Origin of the sequence: Intrasporangium sp. (assembly GCF_030452765.1) — a bacterium.
GTDB lineage: Bacteria > Actinomycetota > Actinomycetes > Actinomycetales > Dermatophilaceae > Intrasporangium_A.
The window spans coordinates 35,373-53,707 of sequence record NZ_JAKDLO010000002.1; the positions used below are offsets into that span (position 1 = coordinate 35,373).

An 18,335-nucleotide genomic window follows, 5' to 3' on the forward strand; every position below is an offset into this window, starting at 1 on the left:
AGCTCACCGGGCTGGGCGGCATACCTCTGGGTCGTTGCTCGGTTCCAGCACGCGCGGGCGGCACCGGCACCCACGCCCCTAGCGCCCGGACTGATCGTGACCACCGGCGAACAGGTGGCTGCGCCGCTCCGGGTCGCGCAACAGGTCGCGGGCGAGCTCGTCGAGCCTCGCGGTGAGGCGCTCGTCGTGCTCGTCGGCCCACGTGCCGAGGCGGGCCTGCAGCATCGTGCGGCGCGCGGCCACCAACCGGTCGATGGCGACATCGCCGGCCCGGGTGCACGAGGCGGTCCTGCCCTCGACGGTGACCAGGCCCGCCCGCAGCAGCGGCTCACCGAGGCGTTCGATCTGCTCGCGGGTCAGCTCCAGGCTCCGCGCCATCGCGTCGAGGTTGACGGCGCGGCGGTCACCGAGCCGAAGCAGCAGCCAGGTCGAGCGTGGGTCCAATTCGAGTCCTGCGGCCGCGGCGAGCTCCGTGTAGACCCGGTGCCGGCCCTCGCGCCTGGACAGGACGGAGAGCACCCGGGCGACCTGGTCGGCCGGGTCCTCGCCGACCGGCATCGCCGACGGGGCCAGCGCCTGCGACTGGTCCGGGGTGGTCACGGTCTCGCGCAACGGCACCTCCCTCAGCAGCCAGGCGAAGCAGAACGCGAGTGCGGCGATCGGGACGGCCGCGAGGAAGACCGTCTGCAACGAGGCGGCGTAGGCATGGATGAAGCCGTCGTGCACCTCTGGGGGCAGCTGGGCCAGGATGGCGGGGCTGGCACCGGCCTCGGGGTTGAACCCAGGTGGCAGGGGTATGCCGGCCAGGTAGTGGGCGACGTTGCCGGTGAGGGTGTTGGCGAAGATCGCTCCGAACACGGCAGTGCCGAACGAGCCGCCGATCGAGCGGAAGAACGTCGCACCGGACGTGGCCACCCCCAGGTCCCGGTAGGGCACATCGTTCTGCACGGCGATGACCAGGACCTGCATCACCCCGCCGATGCCCACTCCGAGGACGAACATGTACGCGCTGTACTGCGCGGGGCTGGTGGACACGTCCAGCTGCGACAGCAGCCACATGCCCAGCGTCATCACCGCGGTGCCCAGGATCGGGAAGACCTTGTAGCGGCCCCACCGGCTGATCAGGATGCCGGTGCCCATCGAGGTGATCAGCAGCCCGAGCATCAGCGGGAGCAGCTGCAGGCCCGAGGCGGTGGGGCTCTGGCCACGGACCACCTGCATGTACTGGGGCAGGTAGGTGATCGCCCCGAACATGGCGAAGCCGACCACGAAACCGACCAGGCTGGATGCGGTGAACACCCGGCTCTTGAACAGCCGTAGCGGCAGGACCGGCTCGGCCGCGTGCCGCTCAACCACCACGAACGCCGCGATCAGCACCACCGCGAGGGCGCCCAGCAGATAGATCGGCGCGGAGGACCACGGCCAGGTCGTTCCACCCAGCGTGGTCAGCAACACCAGCGCGGTGGCGGCACCGGCCAGCAGCACGGTGCCCAGGTAGTCGATGGAGTGCTGGATCCGCTCGGTCCGGCCGGGCAGCACCACCGCGGTCACCACCAGTGCCAGCAGGCCCACCGGCAGGTTGATGTAGAACACCCAACGCCACGACAGGTGGTCGACGAAGAACCCGCCCAGCAGCGGGCCCAGCACGCTGGTCACCCCGAACACCGCGCCGAAGATGCCCTGGTACTTGCCCCGGTCGCGCGGGGAGACCACGTCGCCGACGATGGCCTGCGCGGTGATCATCAGACCGCCGCCGCCGACACCTTGCAGCGCCCGGAAGGCGATCAGCTCAGCCATCGACTGGCTGATCCCGGACAGCACCGATCCGACCAGGAAGATGACGATCGCCGCCTGGAAGAACCGCTTGCGGCCGTAGAGGTCACCCAGCTTGCCCCACAACGGTGTCGATGCCGTCGAGGCGAGGATGTAGGCGGTCACCACCCACGACAGCTCCGACAGCGCGTGCAGGTCGCCGGCGATGGTCGGCAGCGCGGTCGCCACGATCGTCTGGTCGAGCGCCGCCAGGAACATGCCCAGCAGCAGCGCCCCGATGATCAACAGGATGCGTCGCTGGGAGACTTGCTCTGGCGCCACGGGCGCGCTTGCGCTCATCTCGGTCTCCTGTCTCAGACAGCCCTGCTCCCGACGGTATCGGCACGGCGGCGGCGAGGGTGGACGTCACGGAGGTGACCGGACGATTAGGGCGAGGGTGGGGCGCGCTGTTAGGCTGGCCGGTGCCGTTCGATCGGCCGCGGATCGAGAGTGCCCGGGTGGACCTGCCCCGGGGCGCCGCGCAACGAGTGAAGAAGGAGTCGGTCATCCATGCCGTTGGACGCTGACGTGAAGAAGAAGATCATCGACGAGTACGCCACGTCCGAGGGCGACACCGGCTCCCCCGAGGTCCAGGTGGCGATGCTGACGCAGCGGATCAAGGACCTGACCGAGCACTCCAAGGTGCATGCGCACGACCATCACAGTCGTCGTGGCCTGCTCCTGCTCGTCGGTCGCCGCAAGCGGATGCTCCGCTACCTCGAGGCCACCGACGTCGAGCGCTATCGCTCCCTGATCAAGCGCCTCGGTCTGCGCCGATGAGTTTCTGACGAGAGGCGGTCACCCCACCGGCTGCGGTGACCGCCTCTCGCCGGAGGGGGCGGGCCCCCCGGCGATGAAGGAACCCCGCCCCCAACGACGATGTGCGAGGGCACGTGAAGAGAACAGAAACAGAAAGCGAGGACCCACATGGAGGGTCCAGACATCACCTTCGCCGAGGCCGTGATCGACAACGGCAGCTTCGGCACCCACACGGTCCGGTTCGAGACCGGCCGCCTTGCCCGGCAAGCCGGGGGAGCCGTGACGGCATACCTCGACGAGGACACGATGCTGCTGTCCACGACCGCCGCGGGCAAACAGCCCAAGGAGCAGCTCGACTTCTTCCCGCTCACGGTGGACGTCGAGGAGCGCATGTACTCCGTCGGCCGGATCCCCGGCTCGTTCTTCCGCCGCGAGGGCCGTCCCTCGTCCGATGCCATTCTCACCTGCCGGCTCATCGACCGGCCGCTGCGCCCGACCTTCAAGAAGGGCCTGCGCAACGAGGTCCAGGTGGTCATCACGGTCCTGTCCCTGAATCCCGACCACCAGTACGACGTGCTCGCGATCAACGCGGCGAGCGCCTCGACCCAGATCTCCGGGCTGCCCTTCTCCGGGCCGATCGGGGGCGTGCGCGTCTCGCTCATCGACGGGCAGTGGGTCGCCTTCCCGAGCTTCTCGGACATCGACCGCTCGACGTTCGACATGGTTGTCGCCGGCCGCGTCGTGACGGACCGGGACGGCACCGATGACGTCGCCATCATGATGGTCGAGGCGGAGTCAACCGTCGCGACGTGGAACCTCGTCAAGGACGAGGGGAAGCAGGCCCCGACCGAGGAGGTCGTCGCCGAGGGCCTCGAGGCGAGCAAGAAGTTCATCAAGGCGCTGTGCGAGGCCCAGGCGCAGCTCGCCGCCGCGGCCGCCAAGCCCGTGCAGGAGTTTCCCGTCTTCCTCGACTACCAGGACGACGCGTATGCCGCCGTCGAGGCCGCCGTCTCCGAGCAGACCGCTGCCGCGCTGACCATCGCCGCCAAGCACGAGCGGGAGGGCCGGCTCGACGAGATCAAGGCCGCCGTCAAGAAGGCCCTGACGGGCACGGACGGGCAGCCCGGTGACTTCGCCGGCCGTGAGAAGGAGGTGTCGGCCGCCTTCCGCGCGCTGCAGAAGAAGCTGGTCCGTCAGCGCATCCTGCGTGACCACGTCCGCATCGACGGTCGTGGCCTTGCCGACATCCGGGCCCTGTCCGCCGAGGTAGAGGTCGTCCCGCGGGTACACGGCTCGGCGATCTTCGAGCGCGGCGAGACCCAGATCATGGGGGTCACGACACTCAACATGCTCAAGATGGAGCAGCAGCTCGACACGCTCTCGCCGGCGACCCGCAAGCGCTACATGCACAACTACAACTTCCCGCCCTACAGCACCGGTGAGACCGGCCGCGTGGGTTCGCCCAAGCGCCGCGAGATCGGTCACGGTGCGCTCGCCGAGCGGGCCCTGATGCCGGTGCTGCCGACGCGCGAGGAGTTCCCCTACGCGATCCGTCAGGTGTCGGAGGCGCTCAGCTCGAACGGCTCCACGTCGATGGGCTCGGTCTGCGCCTCGACGCTGAGCCTGCTCAACGCCGGTGTGCCGCTGCGCGCCCCGGTCGCGGGCATCGCGATGGGCCTGGTGTCTGACACGGTCGATGGTGAGATGCAGTACGCGGCTCTCACCGACATCCTCGGCGCCGAGGACGCGTTCGGCGACATGGACTTCAAGGTCGCCGGTACCCGCGAGTTCGTCACGGCCATCCAGCTCGACACCAAGCTCGACGGCATCCCCGCCTCGGTGCTGGCCGGCGCGCTGACCCAGGCCCGCGACGCGCGCCTGCACATTCTCGACGTCATGGCCGAGGCCATCGACGTGCCCGACGAGATGAGCGAGTTCGCACCGCGGATCATCACGGTGAAGGTTCCCGTCGACAAGATCGGTGAGGTCATCGGCCCGAAGGGCAAGATGATCAACCAGATCCAGGACGACACGGGCGCCGACATCTCGATCGAGGACGACGGCACCGTCTTCATCGGCGCGGTCGACGGACAGTCCGCCGAGGCGGCCCGCGCCGCGGTCAACGCGATCGCCAACCCGCAGATGCCCGAGGTCGGGGAGCGCTTCCTCGGCACGGTCGTCAAGACGACGACGTTCGGCGCGTTCGTCTCCCTGCTGCCGGGCAAGGACGGTCTGCTGCACATCTCCGAGGTGCGCAAGCTGGTCGGCGGCAAGCGGATCGACTCGGTCGACGACGTCGTCAAGGTCGGCCAGAAGCTGCAGGTCGAGCTCAAGGAGATCGACCCGCGCGGCAAGCTATCGCTCGCGGCGGTCCTCCCCGAGGAGAAGCAGGAGGCCCACGCCGACGCGTGATCCTCTGGCTGGCATTGTGCAGTCGGCATTGACCAGTCGAACGGCGCGGCACATCACCCCGGTGTGCCGCGCCGTCCCGCTCCCGTGACCGCTCTCCCGCCCCGCTGCGGGGACAACCGGCCGGAACGACGGGCGGTGATGGCGGCGGCGGAGCACGGGCGCGGTCGTGGCGCCCCACTTGTTCCGGTCACGTGGCGCCGCTGCGTGATCAGAAGATCGCGTTGATGCCGTTCCAGCCGCTGCCGATCTGGACCTTGGCGAGCCAGCCGGAGGCCGTTCGCGGGTACAGCCACAGCCGGCCGTGGCTGTCCCGGGCGGTGATGTCGGGAACCCGGTCGCCGTTCAGGTCACCAGGGCTCATGATGGCCGTCATCCCGTTCCAACCGCTCCCGATGCGAGTCGGGCTCAGCCAGCCGCCCTTTCCGTTGCCGGGGTAGAGCCAGAGGTAGCCGGTCGAGCGCTGGCGGGCGACAACATCGGCGAACCCGTCGCCGTTCACGTCGCCGGCACCGACGATGACATCGAGGCCCTGCCACCCGCTGCCGATCTTCACGCCGGAGCGGACCGTGCCGGTGCCGGTGCCGGCGTAGAGGTAGAGGTTCCCGCTGGACGCGCCGCGAGCGAGGATGTCGACGCGCTGGTCACCGTTGAAGTCCCCCGGTGCGATGATCCGGTCGAGGCCGTTCCAGCCGGTGCCGACCTTGGTCCGCGACAGCCAGCCGCCCTTGCCGTTGCCCCGGTAGAGCCACAGGTCGCCGGTCGAGCGCTGACGCGCGAGGACATCCGCAGGGCCGTCGCCGCTCAGGTCGCCGACCGTCTCGAGCACGTCCATGCCGGACCAGCCGGTGCCGATCCGCACCCCCGACGAGAGGGTGCCGCGCGTCGTCCCGGCGTAGATGCGCAGCTCCCCGGTCGAGCCGACCCGAGCGAGCACGTCGTTGGTCCAGTCCCCGTTGAACTCGGCTGTCGAGTTGGACAGCGTCGAAGCCGGCATCGACAGGGCGGTGAAGGCGTACGTCCCACAAGTCCGGTCGTAGTCCCGCTCGTCGTCGTACCACTGCGACAGATAGACGCGGCCGCCGGAGAAGCTCGCCTGGGTGCAGCGGTCGGCCGCCTCCTCGGGGTAGTCCAGCCTGCCTGCGGTCGCCCAGACCGGGACACCCGGGAGCCGCCAGTTGCCGGTGATCTGCTGCCACCCGGCGGCATACGAGTAGAGGCCGTAGGGGTATCCGGCGTCGCGCAGGCCCCGCATCACGCCCTCGACGACGTACCGGTTCGCGCGCTCCTTGGTGCCGGTGCCGGTCGGCCACGGCTGGGCGCTGCGCGGCTCCACGTCGATCCACACGACGGGCGCCTTGAACCCGACCTTGGCCAGACTGTCGACCGCGAAGCGGGCCTGCGCGTAGCCGACGTTCGAGAGCTTGCCCGCGCTCGTGCTGCTCGACCAGGGACCCTTGCTGCCGTATGTCGTCAGCTGGGCCGAGGTCGGGTAGGCAGCCATCGTGTAGGCCTGCGCCGGCTTGGCGCGGTCCTTGACCCAGGCGACCTGACTCGCGAGGCACGGGTTCTCGGTGAAGGGCAGACCCTTGGTCAGCCCGACGACGACGAACTGGGTCGACGTCGGTGGCATCGGCAGGTCGTATCCACCGACGCTGCTCGGGCACTGTGGCCACGAGATGTCGTGGCCGAACATCGTGGCGGCCGAGGCGCTGGGCGCGACGGCGACTGCGCACGCGGCCAGGACGAGACCGCTCAAGGTAGCGGTGACGGTGGTTCGATGACTCATGGCGGTCCCCTCGACCTCTCCAGTGCACAACGGTTCTCGTCTGATGGTAGGGACCAAGGTCACATCGGTCGCCCCGGATAGCCTGTCGCTCGTGACGGATGCTAACGACAACCACGGGATCAGGGTCGGCGTCATCGGTGCCAAGGGCAGGATGGGTTCGCAGGTGTGCCGTGCCGTCGAGGCAGCCGAAGGCCTGCGGCTCGTGGCCCGCTACGACCAGGGCGACGACCTCGGCGACCTCAGTGGCGCGGATGTCGTCGTCGAGTTCTCGGTGCCGGACGCGTCACCGGCCAACGTCGCATACTGCGTGGCTCGAGGGGTGCATGTCGTCGTCGGGACGACCGGCTGGGACGACGCCAAGCTCGAGACTCTGAGTGGCCAGCTCGCCGACGCTCCGCCGTCGAGCAGTGGCTCGCCCGTCGGGGTGCTGATCGCCCCCAACTTCGCCATCGGCGCGATCCTGATGATGTCGTTCGCCGCGAAGGCCGCCCGGTTCTACGAGTCGGTCGAGGTCATCGAGCTGCACCACCCCGACAAGGTCGACGCCCCCTCCGGCACCGCGGCCCGGACAGCAGGCCTGATCGCGGCCGCCCGAGATGGTGCGGGCGCCGGTCCCGTGCCCGACGCCACCACCCACGACCCGGGCGGCGCCCGCGGGGCGCGGGTGAACGGCATACCCGTTCATTCGGTGCGGCTGCGCGGGCTCGTCGCGCACCAGGAGGTGCTGCTCGGCAACGTGGGGGAGCAGCTGAGCATCCGGCACGACTCCTTCGACCGGGTCTCCTTCATGCCCGGGGTCATCGAGGGCGTGCGGCGGGTGGCTGACCACCCCGGTCTGACCGTGGGGCTCGAGCACTACCTCGGGCTGGTCGAGACGTGACCTCGCCTGACGATGAGCTCGTGGTGCTCCTGTCCGAGGACGGTCGGCGCGTCGGCGTCGCTGCGAAGGCCTCCGTCCACGGGGCGCACACGCCGCTGCACCTGGCCTTCTCGGCCTACCTCTTCGACGCACGTGACCGCCTGCTCGTGACGCGGCGGGCTCTGGACAAGGCGACCTTCCCGGGGGTGGTGACCAACTCGGTGTGCGGCCATCCGGCGCCGGGTGAGGGTCTCGAGGATGCGGTGCGGCGTCGCGCGGCAGACGAGCTCGGGCTGCCTGTGGGCGACCTGCGCCTCGTCCTGCCTCGGTTCGCCTACCGCGCCGAGATGGCCGGTGTGGTCGAGCGCGAGATGTGCCCGGTGCTCGTCGGCCGGGTCGACGCGCAGCCGCGGCCTGACCCGGCGGAGGTGGCCTCGTTCGAGTGGGTGCACTGGGCGACGTTTGCCGCCGAGGTCGTCGGGAAGGTCCGCGACGTCTCCGTATGGTGCCGTCTGCAGGTCGAGCAGCTCGACCGGCTGGGGCCCGGACCGGATGCGTGGCCCACCGCTGACGAGGTGGACCTACCCGCCGTATTGGCACCACGCGGCGGCGGCGCCCCCTCGACCGGGAGGTAAAGCCCACTCGACCGGGCACTCGTGCCCGCTCGACGGGGTGCGCCTGACCGTCTCGGTTGTGGACAACGTGGACACGGACGCGTTTGCTTCCAGTAGAGTCGCGCTGGCTCGGGTCAGGAAGACTCGGCGACGATACGAGGGAGAAGATGGATGAAGCGGCTCGGGGTTTGGTTGGTCGGCGTTCTGGCGACGGTAGCGCTCGTCGTCGGGACCGTGGTGGCGGTCTGGGTCGGCCCTGATGACGTGATCGCGCTGCCCCAGCACGAAGTGGCGTCCAGTCCGCAGGTGGTCGTCACCGCACCGACTTTGCTGGCCTACTCCGGGACCACTCTGCGGGTCACGGCATCAGCCGACCGAGGTGCGGTCTTCATCGGCGCGGGCCACCCGGTCGATGTCGCGAGCTACTTGGGTGACGCCAAGAGGTTCGAGGCGGACCACGTGTCGGCGTCCGGAGAGGTGTCGGGCCGGACGCTTGGCTCGAAGGGCGCACCGACGGCACCTGAGACAGCGACGTTCTGGTCCCACCAGGCGACTGACGAGGGCTCCGCGACCCTTGACGTCCCGCTCACCGGCGCACCCATCCAGGTCGTCATGCAGTACGTCGAAGGCGCGACCTCACAGGTCGGCCTCGGGGTGGCCGTCCCCGGTTTGTTCCGGATGGCTCTCAGCGTCGCGGCAGTCGGTCTCGTCCTGATCGCCGTGCTGCTGGTGCTGCGGCGCCGGCGTCGGCGTGCGCCGGATGGTGGGCAGGGTCCGCCCGTCGAGCGGCCTACTGATGACGCAGCACGAGCCAGTGCGCCGACAGATGCCAGTGAGTCAGAGCCCGGCCATGTGGCCGGCGTCGTGATCCGCCGCGGGCATCAGGCCGGCGTGCTCGTTCTGGCGGCGAGCTCGACGTTCGCCCTGTCCGGCTGTCTCGCGCTTCCCTCGGCCGTGCCTGCATCGACGGCTCCGGTGACCAAGACGGCAGTGACGGCCGAAGAGGTGACCGCCCTGCTGAAGGACTACGACCAGCGCAACAACGCGGCGATCGCGGCGCTGGCCAAGAAGTTCGACATCAAGCTCTGGGACAAGGCCGATACGGGCCCGGTTCTCGCTGCGGACCGAGCCGACTCCGCCATCGAGCACGCGGTCGGCGAACCGCAGGAGAAGCTCGTGCTCGCTCATGCTGGTGGTCAGGTGTACTCACCACGGTTCGCGGCGTATCCCATGTGGTCGGCACTGACGACGAAGGTGTCTCAGGTCAAGCCGACCTCGGACAAGCACAGCCCGTCCGACAACCTCAGGGTGTTCTCCCGGGCATCTGCGACGGCGCCGTGGAGACTCGCCCAGAGCGTGCCTGCAGACGTCCGCCCGGCGAAGGCCCTCGGCGCAGGCGACGCCACGGCCACGACGAAGGAGGTGGCCACGTCAGTCGCCCTCATGAAGGACATCATCGGGTGGTTCGAGGGCGGCAGCACCAAGGTCAAGCCGAGCACGTCCATGAACGAGGTCCGCAACCGCCTGCGCGACAAGGTCGAGGGGACGGCGTCGACGGCGGTGACCTGTCGGCCCTACCTCGTCCGTGAGGAGCCGAAGGAGTCGCTTCGGGCGGTCCGCACCAGCGGGGGAGTGCTCACCGTCATGACGCTGCAGTGCCATTCGGTGGTGACACCCGTCGATGGACAGACGATGGGTTGGAAGAACGAGTACGCGAAGGCCCTGCAGTACCCCGCTTCGCTCGGTGGCGTCTGGACGCGGGTCGTTCTGGTCACGGTGGCTGTCGAGACCCAGGCTGACAAGAAGATCGGGATCGGTGCCACCGCCGACCTCGTGCGATCTCCTGACGTGTCACTCAAGTAGCGGATGACGGGAAGGTGGCCTCTGGATGTTTCCGACGCGTCGAGAGGCCACTTCTCGTCGGGGTCGTTCGCTGTCGCGATGCCATGTTGGGAGCGAGCGATGGTCAGGCCCAGCCGGCGAGGCGGAGCAGCGCCGCGGTCAGGGCGCCGAGCACCACGACGACGATGAACGGGGCCCGGAGCAGCAGGGCGATGACGGCGACCCCTACGGCGGCAGCGCGGGAGTCGAGGGCCAGGCTCCCGTGCGGGCCGGTGAACGTCTGGGTGGCCACGAGCGCGGCGAGCAGAGCGATCGGCAGGGCGGCCGTCACCCTCTTCACGTGGGGCTCCTGAAGCACCTTGGCGGGCACGAGGTAGCCGGCGAGCTTCAGCGCAAAGGCGACCCCAGCCGCGACGAGGACCGCGACCCACATCGTCATGACTGCGTCTCCTCGGTCCGTGCCTGCCCCGCAGCCGTTCTCGGGGCCCGCCAAGCCAGCAGCGCAGCGGCGGCCGCCGCGATGACCGGGACTCCTGCCGGGACGGCGGGGGATAGGCCGATCGCGATGACGGCCGCGAGGACGGCGATGCCCACCGCGTCACGGCTCTTCAGGCGCGGCCAGAGCAACGCGGTGAAGGCCGCGCACGCGGCGCCGTCGAGACCCCACTGCTTGGGGTCGCCGAGCGCGTTGCCGACAAGCGCCCCGGCGAGCGTCATGAGGTTCCACAGGACGAAGACCGACAGGCCGGTGACCCAGAAGCCCAGTCGGGCAGCCCGCACGTCGCCCTGCGAGACCGCCACTGCGGTCGACTCATCGATCGTCACGTGGGCGGCGGCGAGCCTGCGCAGACGTGTGACTCCCAGCAGCTGGGTCAGCTCGAGCGCATAGAGTCCGTTGCGGATTCCGAGCATGGAGGATGCGGCGATCGCGGCGGGGGTGGCCCCGAGCCCGCCGCCGCCGACGATCCCGATGAAGGCGAACTGGGACCCGCCGGTGAACATCAGCGCCGACAGCGCCTGGGTCTGCCAGAGGTTCAGGCCGGCCGCCACCGCGAGGGCACCGAAGCTGATGCCGTACGCGCCGGTCGCCACGCCGACGGACAGGCCCTGCCGCCAGACCTGGCGACGCAGGACCGGGTCGAGTCGCGTCCCGGCAGACTTCTCGTGCACCGCCGTCACGCCGACCGTGGGTCGTGCGACACGTCGGCGGACAGGCGCACCTCCTGAAGCGTCTCGCCCTCCGGTGAGACGACGCGACCCCGGTGGGCGCCGTCGGGCACGAGCCCGGCAGCGGTGAGGAACCCGCGAGTGTCGTCGTCGGTGCCGATGACCCACGTCGTCAGCTCACCGCGGCCCCTCCCGCGGGCGGTGTCGACCGCCGCGTTGAGCAGGCGCGAACCGTGGCCTTGCCGGCGCGCGTCGGGGTGCACCGCGATCGTCGTGAGCTCGGCGGTCCGCTCACCGGCGTCGGGGTCCGCCGACGGAGCCATCGCGGCGAAGCCGACGACCTGCTCGCCCGCGCAGGCGACGAGCAGCACGTGGTCGCGCGACGGCGGCTCGGCCAGCGCGGCACGCCACGCCTTCGTGAAGGGGCGTGGCTCGAACCGGTCGATGGCCTCGGCAGGCAGGTGAGCGGCATACGCGTCACGGAAGACGACGGCCTGCACGAATCCCACCGCCGGGGCGTCCGCATCACGGGCGAGGCGAACGCTGGCATCGGCCAGCGGCCCCGCGTGCTCGTGGCTGTGCCCCTCGTGTCCATGTATGTGTTCGTGTCCGTGTCCTGCCTCAACCACGGCCACAGTCTCTCAGGTCCGCCTCGACGGCCCGGTCTTTGCCCGGCCCGTGGTCGGTCTCGCATACTGGACTCATGTATGGCAACGACGTCATCGACCCCAACGACCCCCTCAACGCCGCCGAGACCGAGTCCTATGACCAGGCCCGCCGGCACGAGGACCGACGACACGAGGTCGGGGATGACTTCGATGCGCTCATCGCCGCCGACCAGCGGATCGAGCCGCGCGACGCGATGCCGGACAAGTACCGCCAGACGCTGATCCGGCAGATCGCCCAGCACGCCCACTCCGAGATCATCGGCATGCAGCCGGAGGGCAACTGGATCACCCGCGCCCCCTCGCTGCGGCGCAAGGCGATCCTGACGGCCAAGGTGCAGGACGAGGCCGGGCACGGGCTCTACCTCTACTCGGCGACCGAGACGCTCGGCATCGACCGGGCCGAACTGCTCGACCGCCTGCACAACGGCACCCAGAAGTACTCCTCGATCTTCAACTACCCGACCCTGACCTGGGCCGACAACGGCGCGATCGGCTGGCTCGTCGACGGTGCGGCGATCATGAACCAGGTGCCGCTGTGCCGATGCTCCTACGGGCCCTACGCGCGGGCGATGATCCGGGTCTGCAAGGAGGAGAGCTTCCACCAGCGGCAGGGCTTCGAGATCCTCTGGGTGCTCTCGCGCGGCACCGAGGCGCAGCGCGCGATGGCCCAGGACGCGGCGAACCGCTGGTGGTGGCCGGCCCTGATGATGTTCGGCCCTCCCGACACCGGCGAGGCCGCCACCGGAGGGCACACCGCGCAGTCGATGGCGTGGGGTATCAAGCGGTTCAGCAACGACGACCTGCGCCAGAAGTTCGTCGACATGACCGCCCCGCAGGCGCAGAAGCTGGGGCTCACGCTCCCCGACCCGGAGCTGAGGTGGAACGAGGAGCGGGGACACTGGGACTTCGGCCAGATCGACTGGGACGAGTTCTGGCGGGTGCTGCGTGGTGACGGGCCGTGCAACGCCGAACGCGTCGCCCACCGGCGGCGCGCCCACGAGGAGGGCGCGTGGGTTCGCGAGGCCGCGAACGCCTACGCCGCCAAGCACGCCGAGGCCAGGGAGAGTGCCGCGTGAGCGAGTCGACGACGGAGGTGGCTGGGGTCGATGCCGAGAGGAGCTGGCCGCTCTGGGAGGTCTTCGTGCGCGGCAAGCGAGGCCTCGCGCACACCCATGTCGGCTCGCTGCACGCGCCGGACGCCGAGATGGCGCTGCGCAACGGCCGCGACGTCTACACCCGCCGCCAGGAGGGCGTCTCGATCTGGGTCGTGCGGGCCGACGACATCACCGCGAGCAGCCCGGACGAGAAGGACTCGTTCTTCGACCCGGCCGCCGACAAGATCTACCGTCATCCGTCGTTCTACGACGTGCCCAAGGACGTGGAGTACCTGTGAGCGCCGACCGGAGTGAGGACACGAGCCGGGTCCCACGCTCCGCGTGGGCGGAACGAGCGAGGCCCGGAGCGCAGGGAAGAGGCGCGACAGAAGCCGTGAGCGAGGACACGAGCGAGCTTGCAGCGCAAGGGGGCTCGGCGGCATACCTGCTCGGTGTGGCGGATGACGCGATGGTCTACGCGCAACGGCTGGGGGAGTGGATGACGAACGCACCCCAGATCGAGGAGGACATGGCGCTCGGCAACGTCTCGCTCGACCTGCTCGGTCAGGCGCGCGGGCTCTACCCTCGCATCGGCGAGCTCGACGGCACCGACCGCGGCGAGGACGACTACGCGATGTTCCGTGACGAGCGGCAGTGGCGCAACGTGCATCTCGTCGAACAGGAGCGAGGTGACTTCGCGCGGGAGATGGCGCGGATGTTGTGGTTCGCGGCCTACCAGAACGAGCTGTATGCCGCTCAGCTCGCCTCCAGCGACCCCGTCCTGGCGGGGGTGGCGGGCAAGGCCGTCAAGGAGGTGCGCTACCACCTCGACCACGCGCGGCACTGGGTGTTGCGGCTCGGGGACGGGACCGACGAGTCGCACCGGCGGATGCAGGCGGCGATCGACTGGGCTGCGCCGTATGTCGACGAGCTGTTCGAGGACGACCCCATGTCGCTCGAGGCGGTCCAGGCGGGTCTCGTCGCGATGGCGCCGAGTCAGCTGCGTGCCCGAGCCCAGCACGTCGTCGAGGCGACGGTCGCCGAGGCGACGCTGACGATGCCCGAGGCGCCCGGCTGGCGCTCGCGTGGTGGCCGCGACGGGCTGCACTCCAGGCCGATGGGCTTCCTGCTTGCCGAGCTGCAGCACATCGCACGGTCGCATCCGGGGGCGACGTGGTGAGCACGATGGCTGTTGACTCTGGGACGAAGCACGCTGTGGTGCAGGCGATCTCGGCGATCCCCGACCCGGAGATCCCGGTCATCTCGATCGCCGACCTCGGCATCCTGCGAGAGGTCGTGCTCGACGAGGACGCCCGCACTGTCACCGTGACGATCACCCCGACCTACTCGGGCTGCCCGGCCATGGAGCTGATCCGGTCGCGCATCGAGCACGAGGCATCGGTGCGGGGTCTTGCCGTCGAGGTGCGCACGCAGCTCTCGCCGGCGTGGACGACCGACTGGATGACGGAGCAGGGCAAGGAGGCGCTGCACCGCTTCGGCATCGCCCCCCCCGGCCCGGTCCGTGCCGCCGGCCCGGTCCCGCTCCAGCTGCGCCGCCACGTCGTGGTCTGCCCCCACTGCGGGTCGGACGACACCACCGAGATCGCCCATTTCGGCTCGACCGCGTGCAAGGCGCTGCGGCGCTGCAACGCGTGCCGTGAGCCGTTCGACGAGTTCAAGGCAATGTGACGCCCATGACCGACATCGAGACCACCCTCGTCGCAGACGAGTCCTCCTCACCGTCCGGGCGCCGGGCGGTGTTCCACGAGCTCGAGGTCCTCGACATCGAACGGCTGACCGACGACGCGGTCGCGGTGACCTTCCGGGTGCCCGACGACCTCGCAGAGGAGTACGCCTTCCTGCCCGGCCAGCACCTGACCCTCCGGTCCGGGATCATGGGCGAGGACGTCCGCCAGTCCTACTCGATCTGCCAGTCCCTGCATGCCATCGGCCGGGCCGGTACCCGACGTGTCGCGGTCGCGCGGGTCCCCGAGGGGCGGATGTCGAACTGGATCAACGACGAGCTGCGCGTGGGCCAGCACCTGCACGTCATGACCCCGCTCGGGTCGTTCACCTGCGCCGCCCAGCCTGGCGCCATACGGCATCACGTCGCGATCGCGGCCGGGTCAGGCATCACCCCGGTCATCTCGCTGATCGGGACCGCCCTGGAGGATGAGCCCGGGTCGCGGGTGACGCTGCTGTTCGGCAACCGCCGCACCGACACGATCATGTTCCTCGAGGAGCTCGAGGACCTGAAGAACCGCTTCCCGAGCAGGTTCCAGCTCGTCCACGTGCTCTCTCGTGAGCCGCAGGAGGTCGAGCTCTTCACCGGCCGGCTCGACCCGGAGCGGCTCGAACGGCTCTTCGCGGCGCTCGTGCCGGTCGAGACCGTCGACGAGTGGTACCTCTGTGGCCCCTTCGGGATGGTGACAGGTGCTGAGAAGCTGCTCACGGACCGGGGTGTGCAGGCGCGCCATATCCACCACGAGATCTTCCACGTCGACGACGGCACCGGGCCGAGGCGCAAGCCTGTCATCGACGAGTCGGCACCGCCCGAGGCCGTGGTGACGGTGTCGCTCGACGGGCGCACCAGCATCGTGCCCATGCCGAGCCGGGAGGAGGTCATCCTCGACGCGGTGCTGCGGGTGCGTTCGGACGCGCCCTTCTCGTGCACCAACGGGGTCTGCGGGACCTGCCGGGCCAAGCTGCTCACCGGCGAGGTGCGGATGGACCGCAACTATGCGTTGGAGCCGGACGAGGTCGAGCGCGGTCTCGTGCTGACCTGCCAGAGCCACCCGGTGACCGACGAGGTGGAGCTGGACTACGACGTCTGAGTGAGACTCGACCGAGCGTCAGCGAGGAAGGATCGGAGCGCCGGGTCGGCGCTCATGACGCACGCACCGAGTGCACGTCGGGAAGGCGCTCGAGCTGAGCGACGATGACCTCGACCGGTGCGGCGCACCGCACGTCCGCGTGCAGCACTGCCTCGCTCGCGCAGGCTTCGAAGGTGAGCCGCTCCACGAGGGCCCCGCGATGTCGCAGCACCCGGCCGAGCCGCTCGATCAGCTCTGGGGCGACCCGCGCCACGACCTCAAGGTGTGTCGTGCCTGGTGACCGGCTCGTGCCCGTTGTCGCGCCTCTTCCCGCCGCTGCGGGCCTCCCTCGCTGGCGCTCGGTCGTGTCCTCGCGTCGGTCGGCGCTGATGCCTTCTGTCGCGCCTCTTCCCGCCGCTGCGGGCCTCCCTCGCTGGCGCTCGGTCGTGTCCTCGCGTCGGTCGGCGCTCACGGGAGCTCTCCCATCATGTCGCTGTTGCTCGCGCCGGGTGGCACGAGGGGCCACAGGTTCTCCTGCGCGTCGATCGACACGTGGAGCAGGAACGCGCCGGGGCAGGCGAGCAGCTCGGCGACACCGCCCGCCACCTCGTCCCGGCGCGAGATGTGCCGTCCGGCCACACCGAACGCCGCCGCCACCGCGACGAAGTCGGGGTTGTCATCGAGCGTCGTCTCGCTGTAGCGGGCCTCGAAGAAGAGCTCCTGCCACTGGCGCACCATGCCGAGCCGCTGGTTGTCGAGCAGCAGGATCTTGACCGGCAGGCCGTAGCGCCGCAGCGTGGCGAGCTCCTGGATGTTCATCATGATCGAGCCGTCGCCCGAGATGCAGACGACCGTGTCGCCGGGTCGCGCGAGCTGGGCGCCGACGGCTGCCGGGAGGCCGAACCCCATCGTGCCGAGCCCGCCGGAGGTGACGAAGTCGCGTGGGTGATCGACCTCGACGTGCTGGCAGGCCCACATCTGGTGCTGGCCGACATCGGTCGTGACCACGGTCCGGGCCGGCATCCGCTCGGACAGCTCGCGCAGCAGGGCCGGTGCGTAGATCCCCTCGCCGGGATGGTCGTATCGCCACCCGTGCTGCCGGGCGAGCTCGCCGACCCGGGTGCGCCACGGCTCGATGTCGGTCTCGACGGTGAGGCGGGGCAGGAGCTCACGCAGGTCGCCGATGAGGCGCACGTCGGCCCGTCGCACCTTGCCGACCTCGGCGGGATCGACGTCGAGGTGCACGACCCGGGCACCCGGAGCGAACGTCGCCGGGTTGCCGGTCACCCGGTCGTCGAACCGCGCCCCGACGCAGACGATCAGGTCGGCCTGCTGGACGGCGAGGTTGGCGGCGGCGTTGCCGTGCATCCCGAGCATCCCGAGGTGCAGGCCTGCGCCGCGCTCCAGCGCCCCCAGCGCCTTGGCCGTCGTCGTGGTCGGGATGCCCGTCGCGCGCGCGAGGGCGCGCAGCTCGGCCGTGGCGTCCGCCGAGACGACACCTCCGCCGACGTAGAGGACCGGGCGTCGCGCCATACGGATGAGCTCTCGCGCCGCGGCGACGTCCTGCTCGTCGACCTCCAGACCCAGCCCGTATGCCGCTGGGCTCGCCCCGCGCGTCTGCGCCGTCGGGTGGTCGTTGGCGTCAGCTCGGGCCATCAGGACGTCCGCGGGAACCGGCGCGAGCTGGACGTCCTTGGCGACGTCGACGAGCACTGGGCCGGGTCGGCCCGACCGCGCCAGCTCGAATGCCTCGTCGAGCACGCGCGGCAGGTCGCGGACGTCGCGCACGAGATAGCTGTGTTTCGTGCAGGCGAGGGACAGGCCCAGGACGTCGACCTCCTGGAACGCGTCGGTGCCGATGAGCGGCGAGGCGACCTGCCCGGTGATCGCGACGACCGGGACGGAGTCGAGCAGTGCGTCGGCAAGGCCGGTGACCAGGTTCGTCGCGCCGGGGCCGGAGGTCGCGAGGCAGACGCCGACCTGCCCGGTCGACCGGGCGTGGCCGACGGCCGCGAGGGCCGCTCCCTGCTCGTGCCTGGTCAGGACGTGCCGCACGTCTGCGTCGTAGAGCGCGTCGTAGAGCGGCATGATCGCTCCGCCCGGGTAGCCGTAGACGGTCGTGACGCCCTGCTCGGCCAGGACGTCGACGATCCACTGGGCACCTGTCCTGACAGCTTGCGCCTCGGTGGTGGTGGTGCGGCTCTGCACGGTGGTCATCGGGCGTTCCTCTCTCCTCATGGGCAAAGAAAAAGCGCCCGATCACCGGTCTGGTGAGGGGCGCGCGGTCCAGGACGGCTCGGGTCAGATTCCCGCGCGCCGCCCGATAATCGAGCTGAGCCATGTCAACACGAGGAACACACTAGTGCAGCCAGCCGAGTGGCGAAACCGGCCGACCACCCTGCGAGACGGGCGGCGGCCCAGGGACGGCGAGACGGGCAAGGCGGGCACAAGGACACAACAAGTCCGCCGGTGTCGACCTGTGCGAGCGTGAGCCGTCGGCCGGCCAAGG

17 protein-coding genes are annotated in these 18,335 nt (G+C 70.1%); 10 read left to right on the forward strand and 7 right to left on the reverse strand.

Features of this window, described 5'->3' with window-relative positions:
* Nucleotides 1-78: 78 nt before the first annotated feature.
* A complete protein-coding gene (locus tag L0H79_RS00570) occupies nucleotides 79-2,112 on the reverse strand; it encodes an MDR family MFS transporter (RefSeq protein WP_301482573.1) in 2,034 nt (677 codons plus the stop codon).
* A 210-nt stretch (nucleotides 2,113-2,322) separates the two neighbouring features.
* Here L0H79_RS00570 and rpsO point away from each other — a divergent pair, with 210 nt between their 5' ends.
* Together rpsO and L0H79_RS00580 are read left to right on the forward strand one after the other, a co-directional pair.
* A complete protein-coding gene (gene rpsO / locus L0H79_RS00575; RefSeq protein ID WP_301482574.1) occupies nucleotides 2,323-2,592 on the forward strand; it encodes a 30S ribosomal protein S15 in 270 nt (89 codons plus the stop codon).
* A gap of 147 nt (nucleotides 2,593-2,739) precedes the next feature.
* Nucleotides 2,740-4,983, forward strand: coding sequence for a polyribonucleotide nucleotidyltransferase (locus tag L0H79_RS00580; RefSeq protein WP_301482575.1), 2,244 nt, complete (start codon nucleotides 2,740-2,742; stop codon nucleotides 4,981-4,983).
* A 208-nt stretch (nucleotides 4,984-5,191) separates the two neighbouring features.
* On the opposite strand, the gene L0H79_RS00585 is transcribed toward L0H79_RS00580, so the two are convergent.
* Nucleotides 5,192-6,769: an FG-GAP-like repeat-containing protein gene (locus L0H79_RS00585; protein ID WP_301482576.1), complete on the reverse strand. Its 1,578-nt coding sequence runs from the start codon at nucleotides 6,767-6,769 to the stop codon at nucleotides 5,192-5,194.
* 91 nt (nucleotides 6,770-6,860) lie between these two features.
* Between L0H79_RS00585 and dapB the strand changes: the two genes are divergently transcribed.
* The 3 genes from dapB to L0H79_RS00600 all read left to right on the forward strand — a co-directional run bounded on the left by dapB (nucleotide 6,861) and on the right by L0H79_RS00600 (nucleotide 10,105).
* Nucleotides 6,861-7,649, forward strand: coding sequence for a 4-hydroxy-tetrahydrodipicolinate reductase (dapB, locus tag L0H79_RS00590; RefSeq protein ID WP_301482577.1), 789 nt, complete (start codon nucleotides 6,861-6,863; stop codon nucleotides 7,647-7,649).
* Nucleotides 7,646-8,263, forward strand: a complete 618-nt coding sequence (idi, locus tag L0H79_RS00595; RefSeq protein WP_301482578.1) for an isopentenyl-diphosphate Delta-isomerase — start codon at nucleotides 7,646-7,648, stop codon at nucleotides 8,261-8,263. Before dapB ends, idi begins: the two co-directional genes overlap by 4 nt.
* Nucleotides 8,264-8,413: 150 nt before the next feature.
* Nucleotides 8,414-10,105, forward strand: coding sequence for a hypothetical protein (locus tag L0H79_RS00600; protein WP_301482580.1), 1,692 nt, complete (start codon nucleotides 8,414-8,416; stop codon nucleotides 10,103-10,105).
* A 103-nt stretch (nucleotides 10,106-10,208) separates the two neighbouring features.
* Here L0H79_RS00600 and L0H79_RS00605 read toward each other — a convergent pair whose 3' ends face one another.
* From L0H79_RS00605 to L0H79_RS00615, 3 genes are read right to left on the reverse strand one after another with little or no spacing between them, the layout of a single operon-like run.
* Nucleotides 10,209-10,523, reverse strand: a complete 315-nt coding sequence (locus L0H79_RS00605) for an AzlD domain-containing protein (protein ID WP_301482582.1) — start codon at nucleotides 10,521-10,523, stop codon at nucleotides 10,209-10,211.
* Complete coding sequence (locus tag L0H79_RS00610; protein ID WP_301482583.1) at nucleotides 10,520-11,254, reverse strand: AzlC family ABC transporter permease; 735 nt, start codon at nucleotides 11,252-11,254, stop codon at nucleotides 10,520-10,522. Before L0H79_RS00610 ends, L0H79_RS00605 begins: the two co-directional genes overlap by 4 nt.
* Before the next feature lie 5 nt (nucleotides 11,255-11,259).
* The gene (locus L0H79_RS00615) at nucleotides 11,260-11,880 is read right to left on the reverse strand and encodes a GNAT family N-acetyltransferase (RefSeq protein WP_301482584.1); all 621 of its coding nucleotides are present in this window, start codon (nucleotides 11,878-11,880) and stop codon (nucleotides 11,260-11,262) included.
* A 74-nt stretch (nucleotides 11,881-11,954) separates the two neighbouring features.
* Between L0H79_RS00615 and paaA the strand changes: the two genes are divergently transcribed.
* From paaA to paaE, 5 genes are all read left to right on the forward strand, one after another.
* A complete protein-coding gene (paaA, locus tag L0H79_RS00620) occupies nucleotides 11,955-12,995 on the forward strand; it encodes a 1,2-phenylacetyl-CoA epoxidase subunit PaaA (RefSeq protein ID WP_301482586.1) in 1,041 nt (346 codons plus the stop codon).
* Nucleotides 12,992-13,312, forward strand: a complete 321-nt coding sequence (paaB, locus tag L0H79_RS00625) for a 1,2-phenylacetyl-CoA epoxidase subunit PaaB (RefSeq protein ID WP_301482588.1) — start codon at nucleotides 12,992-12,994, stop codon at nucleotides 13,310-13,312. Before paaA ends, paaB begins: the two co-directional genes overlap by 4 nt.
* A gap of 95 nt (nucleotides 13,313-13,407) precedes the next feature.
* Nucleotides 13,408-14,193, forward strand: coding sequence for a 1,2-phenylacetyl-CoA epoxidase subunit PaaC (gene paaC, locus L0H79_RS00630; protein ID WP_301482590.1), 786 nt, complete (start codon nucleotides 13,408-13,410; stop codon nucleotides 14,191-14,193).
* 5 nt (nucleotides 14,194-14,198) lie between these two features.
* Nucleotides 14,199-14,702, forward strand: a complete 504-nt coding sequence (gene paaD, locus L0H79_RS00635; protein ID WP_301482592.1) for a 1,2-phenylacetyl-CoA epoxidase subunit PaaD — start codon at nucleotides 14,199-14,201, stop codon at nucleotides 14,700-14,702.
* A gap of 5 nt (nucleotides 14,703-14,707) precedes the next feature.
* Nucleotides 14,708-15,847 (forward strand): 1,2-phenylacetyl-CoA epoxidase subunit PaaE, encoded by a 1,140-nt coding sequence (gene paaE, locus L0H79_RS00640; RefSeq protein ID WP_301482594.1) that lies wholly within the window; start codon nucleotides 14,708-14,710, stop codon nucleotides 15,845-15,847.
* Between the two features lie 52 nt (nucleotides 15,848-15,899).
* Here paaE and L0H79_RS00645 read toward each other — a convergent pair whose 3' ends face one another.
* Both L0H79_RS00645 and ilvG read right to left on the reverse strand, forming a co-directional pair.
* Nucleotides 15,900-16,100, reverse strand: a complete 201-nt coding sequence (locus L0H79_RS00645) for an ACT domain-containing protein (RefSeq protein WP_301482595.1) — start codon at nucleotides 16,098-16,100, stop codon at nucleotides 15,900-15,902.
* A 194-nt stretch (nucleotides 16,101-16,294) separates the two neighbouring features.
* Nucleotides 16,295-18,043 carry an acetolactate synthase 2 catalytic subunit gene (gene ilvG / locus L0H79_RS00650; protein ID WP_301482596.1) on the reverse strand — a complete coding sequence of 583 codons (1,749 nt, stop codon included), beginning with the start codon at nucleotides 18,041-18,043 and terminating at the stop codon, nucleotides 16,295-16,297.
* Between the last annotated feature and the right edge of the window lie 292 nt (nucleotides 18,044-18,335).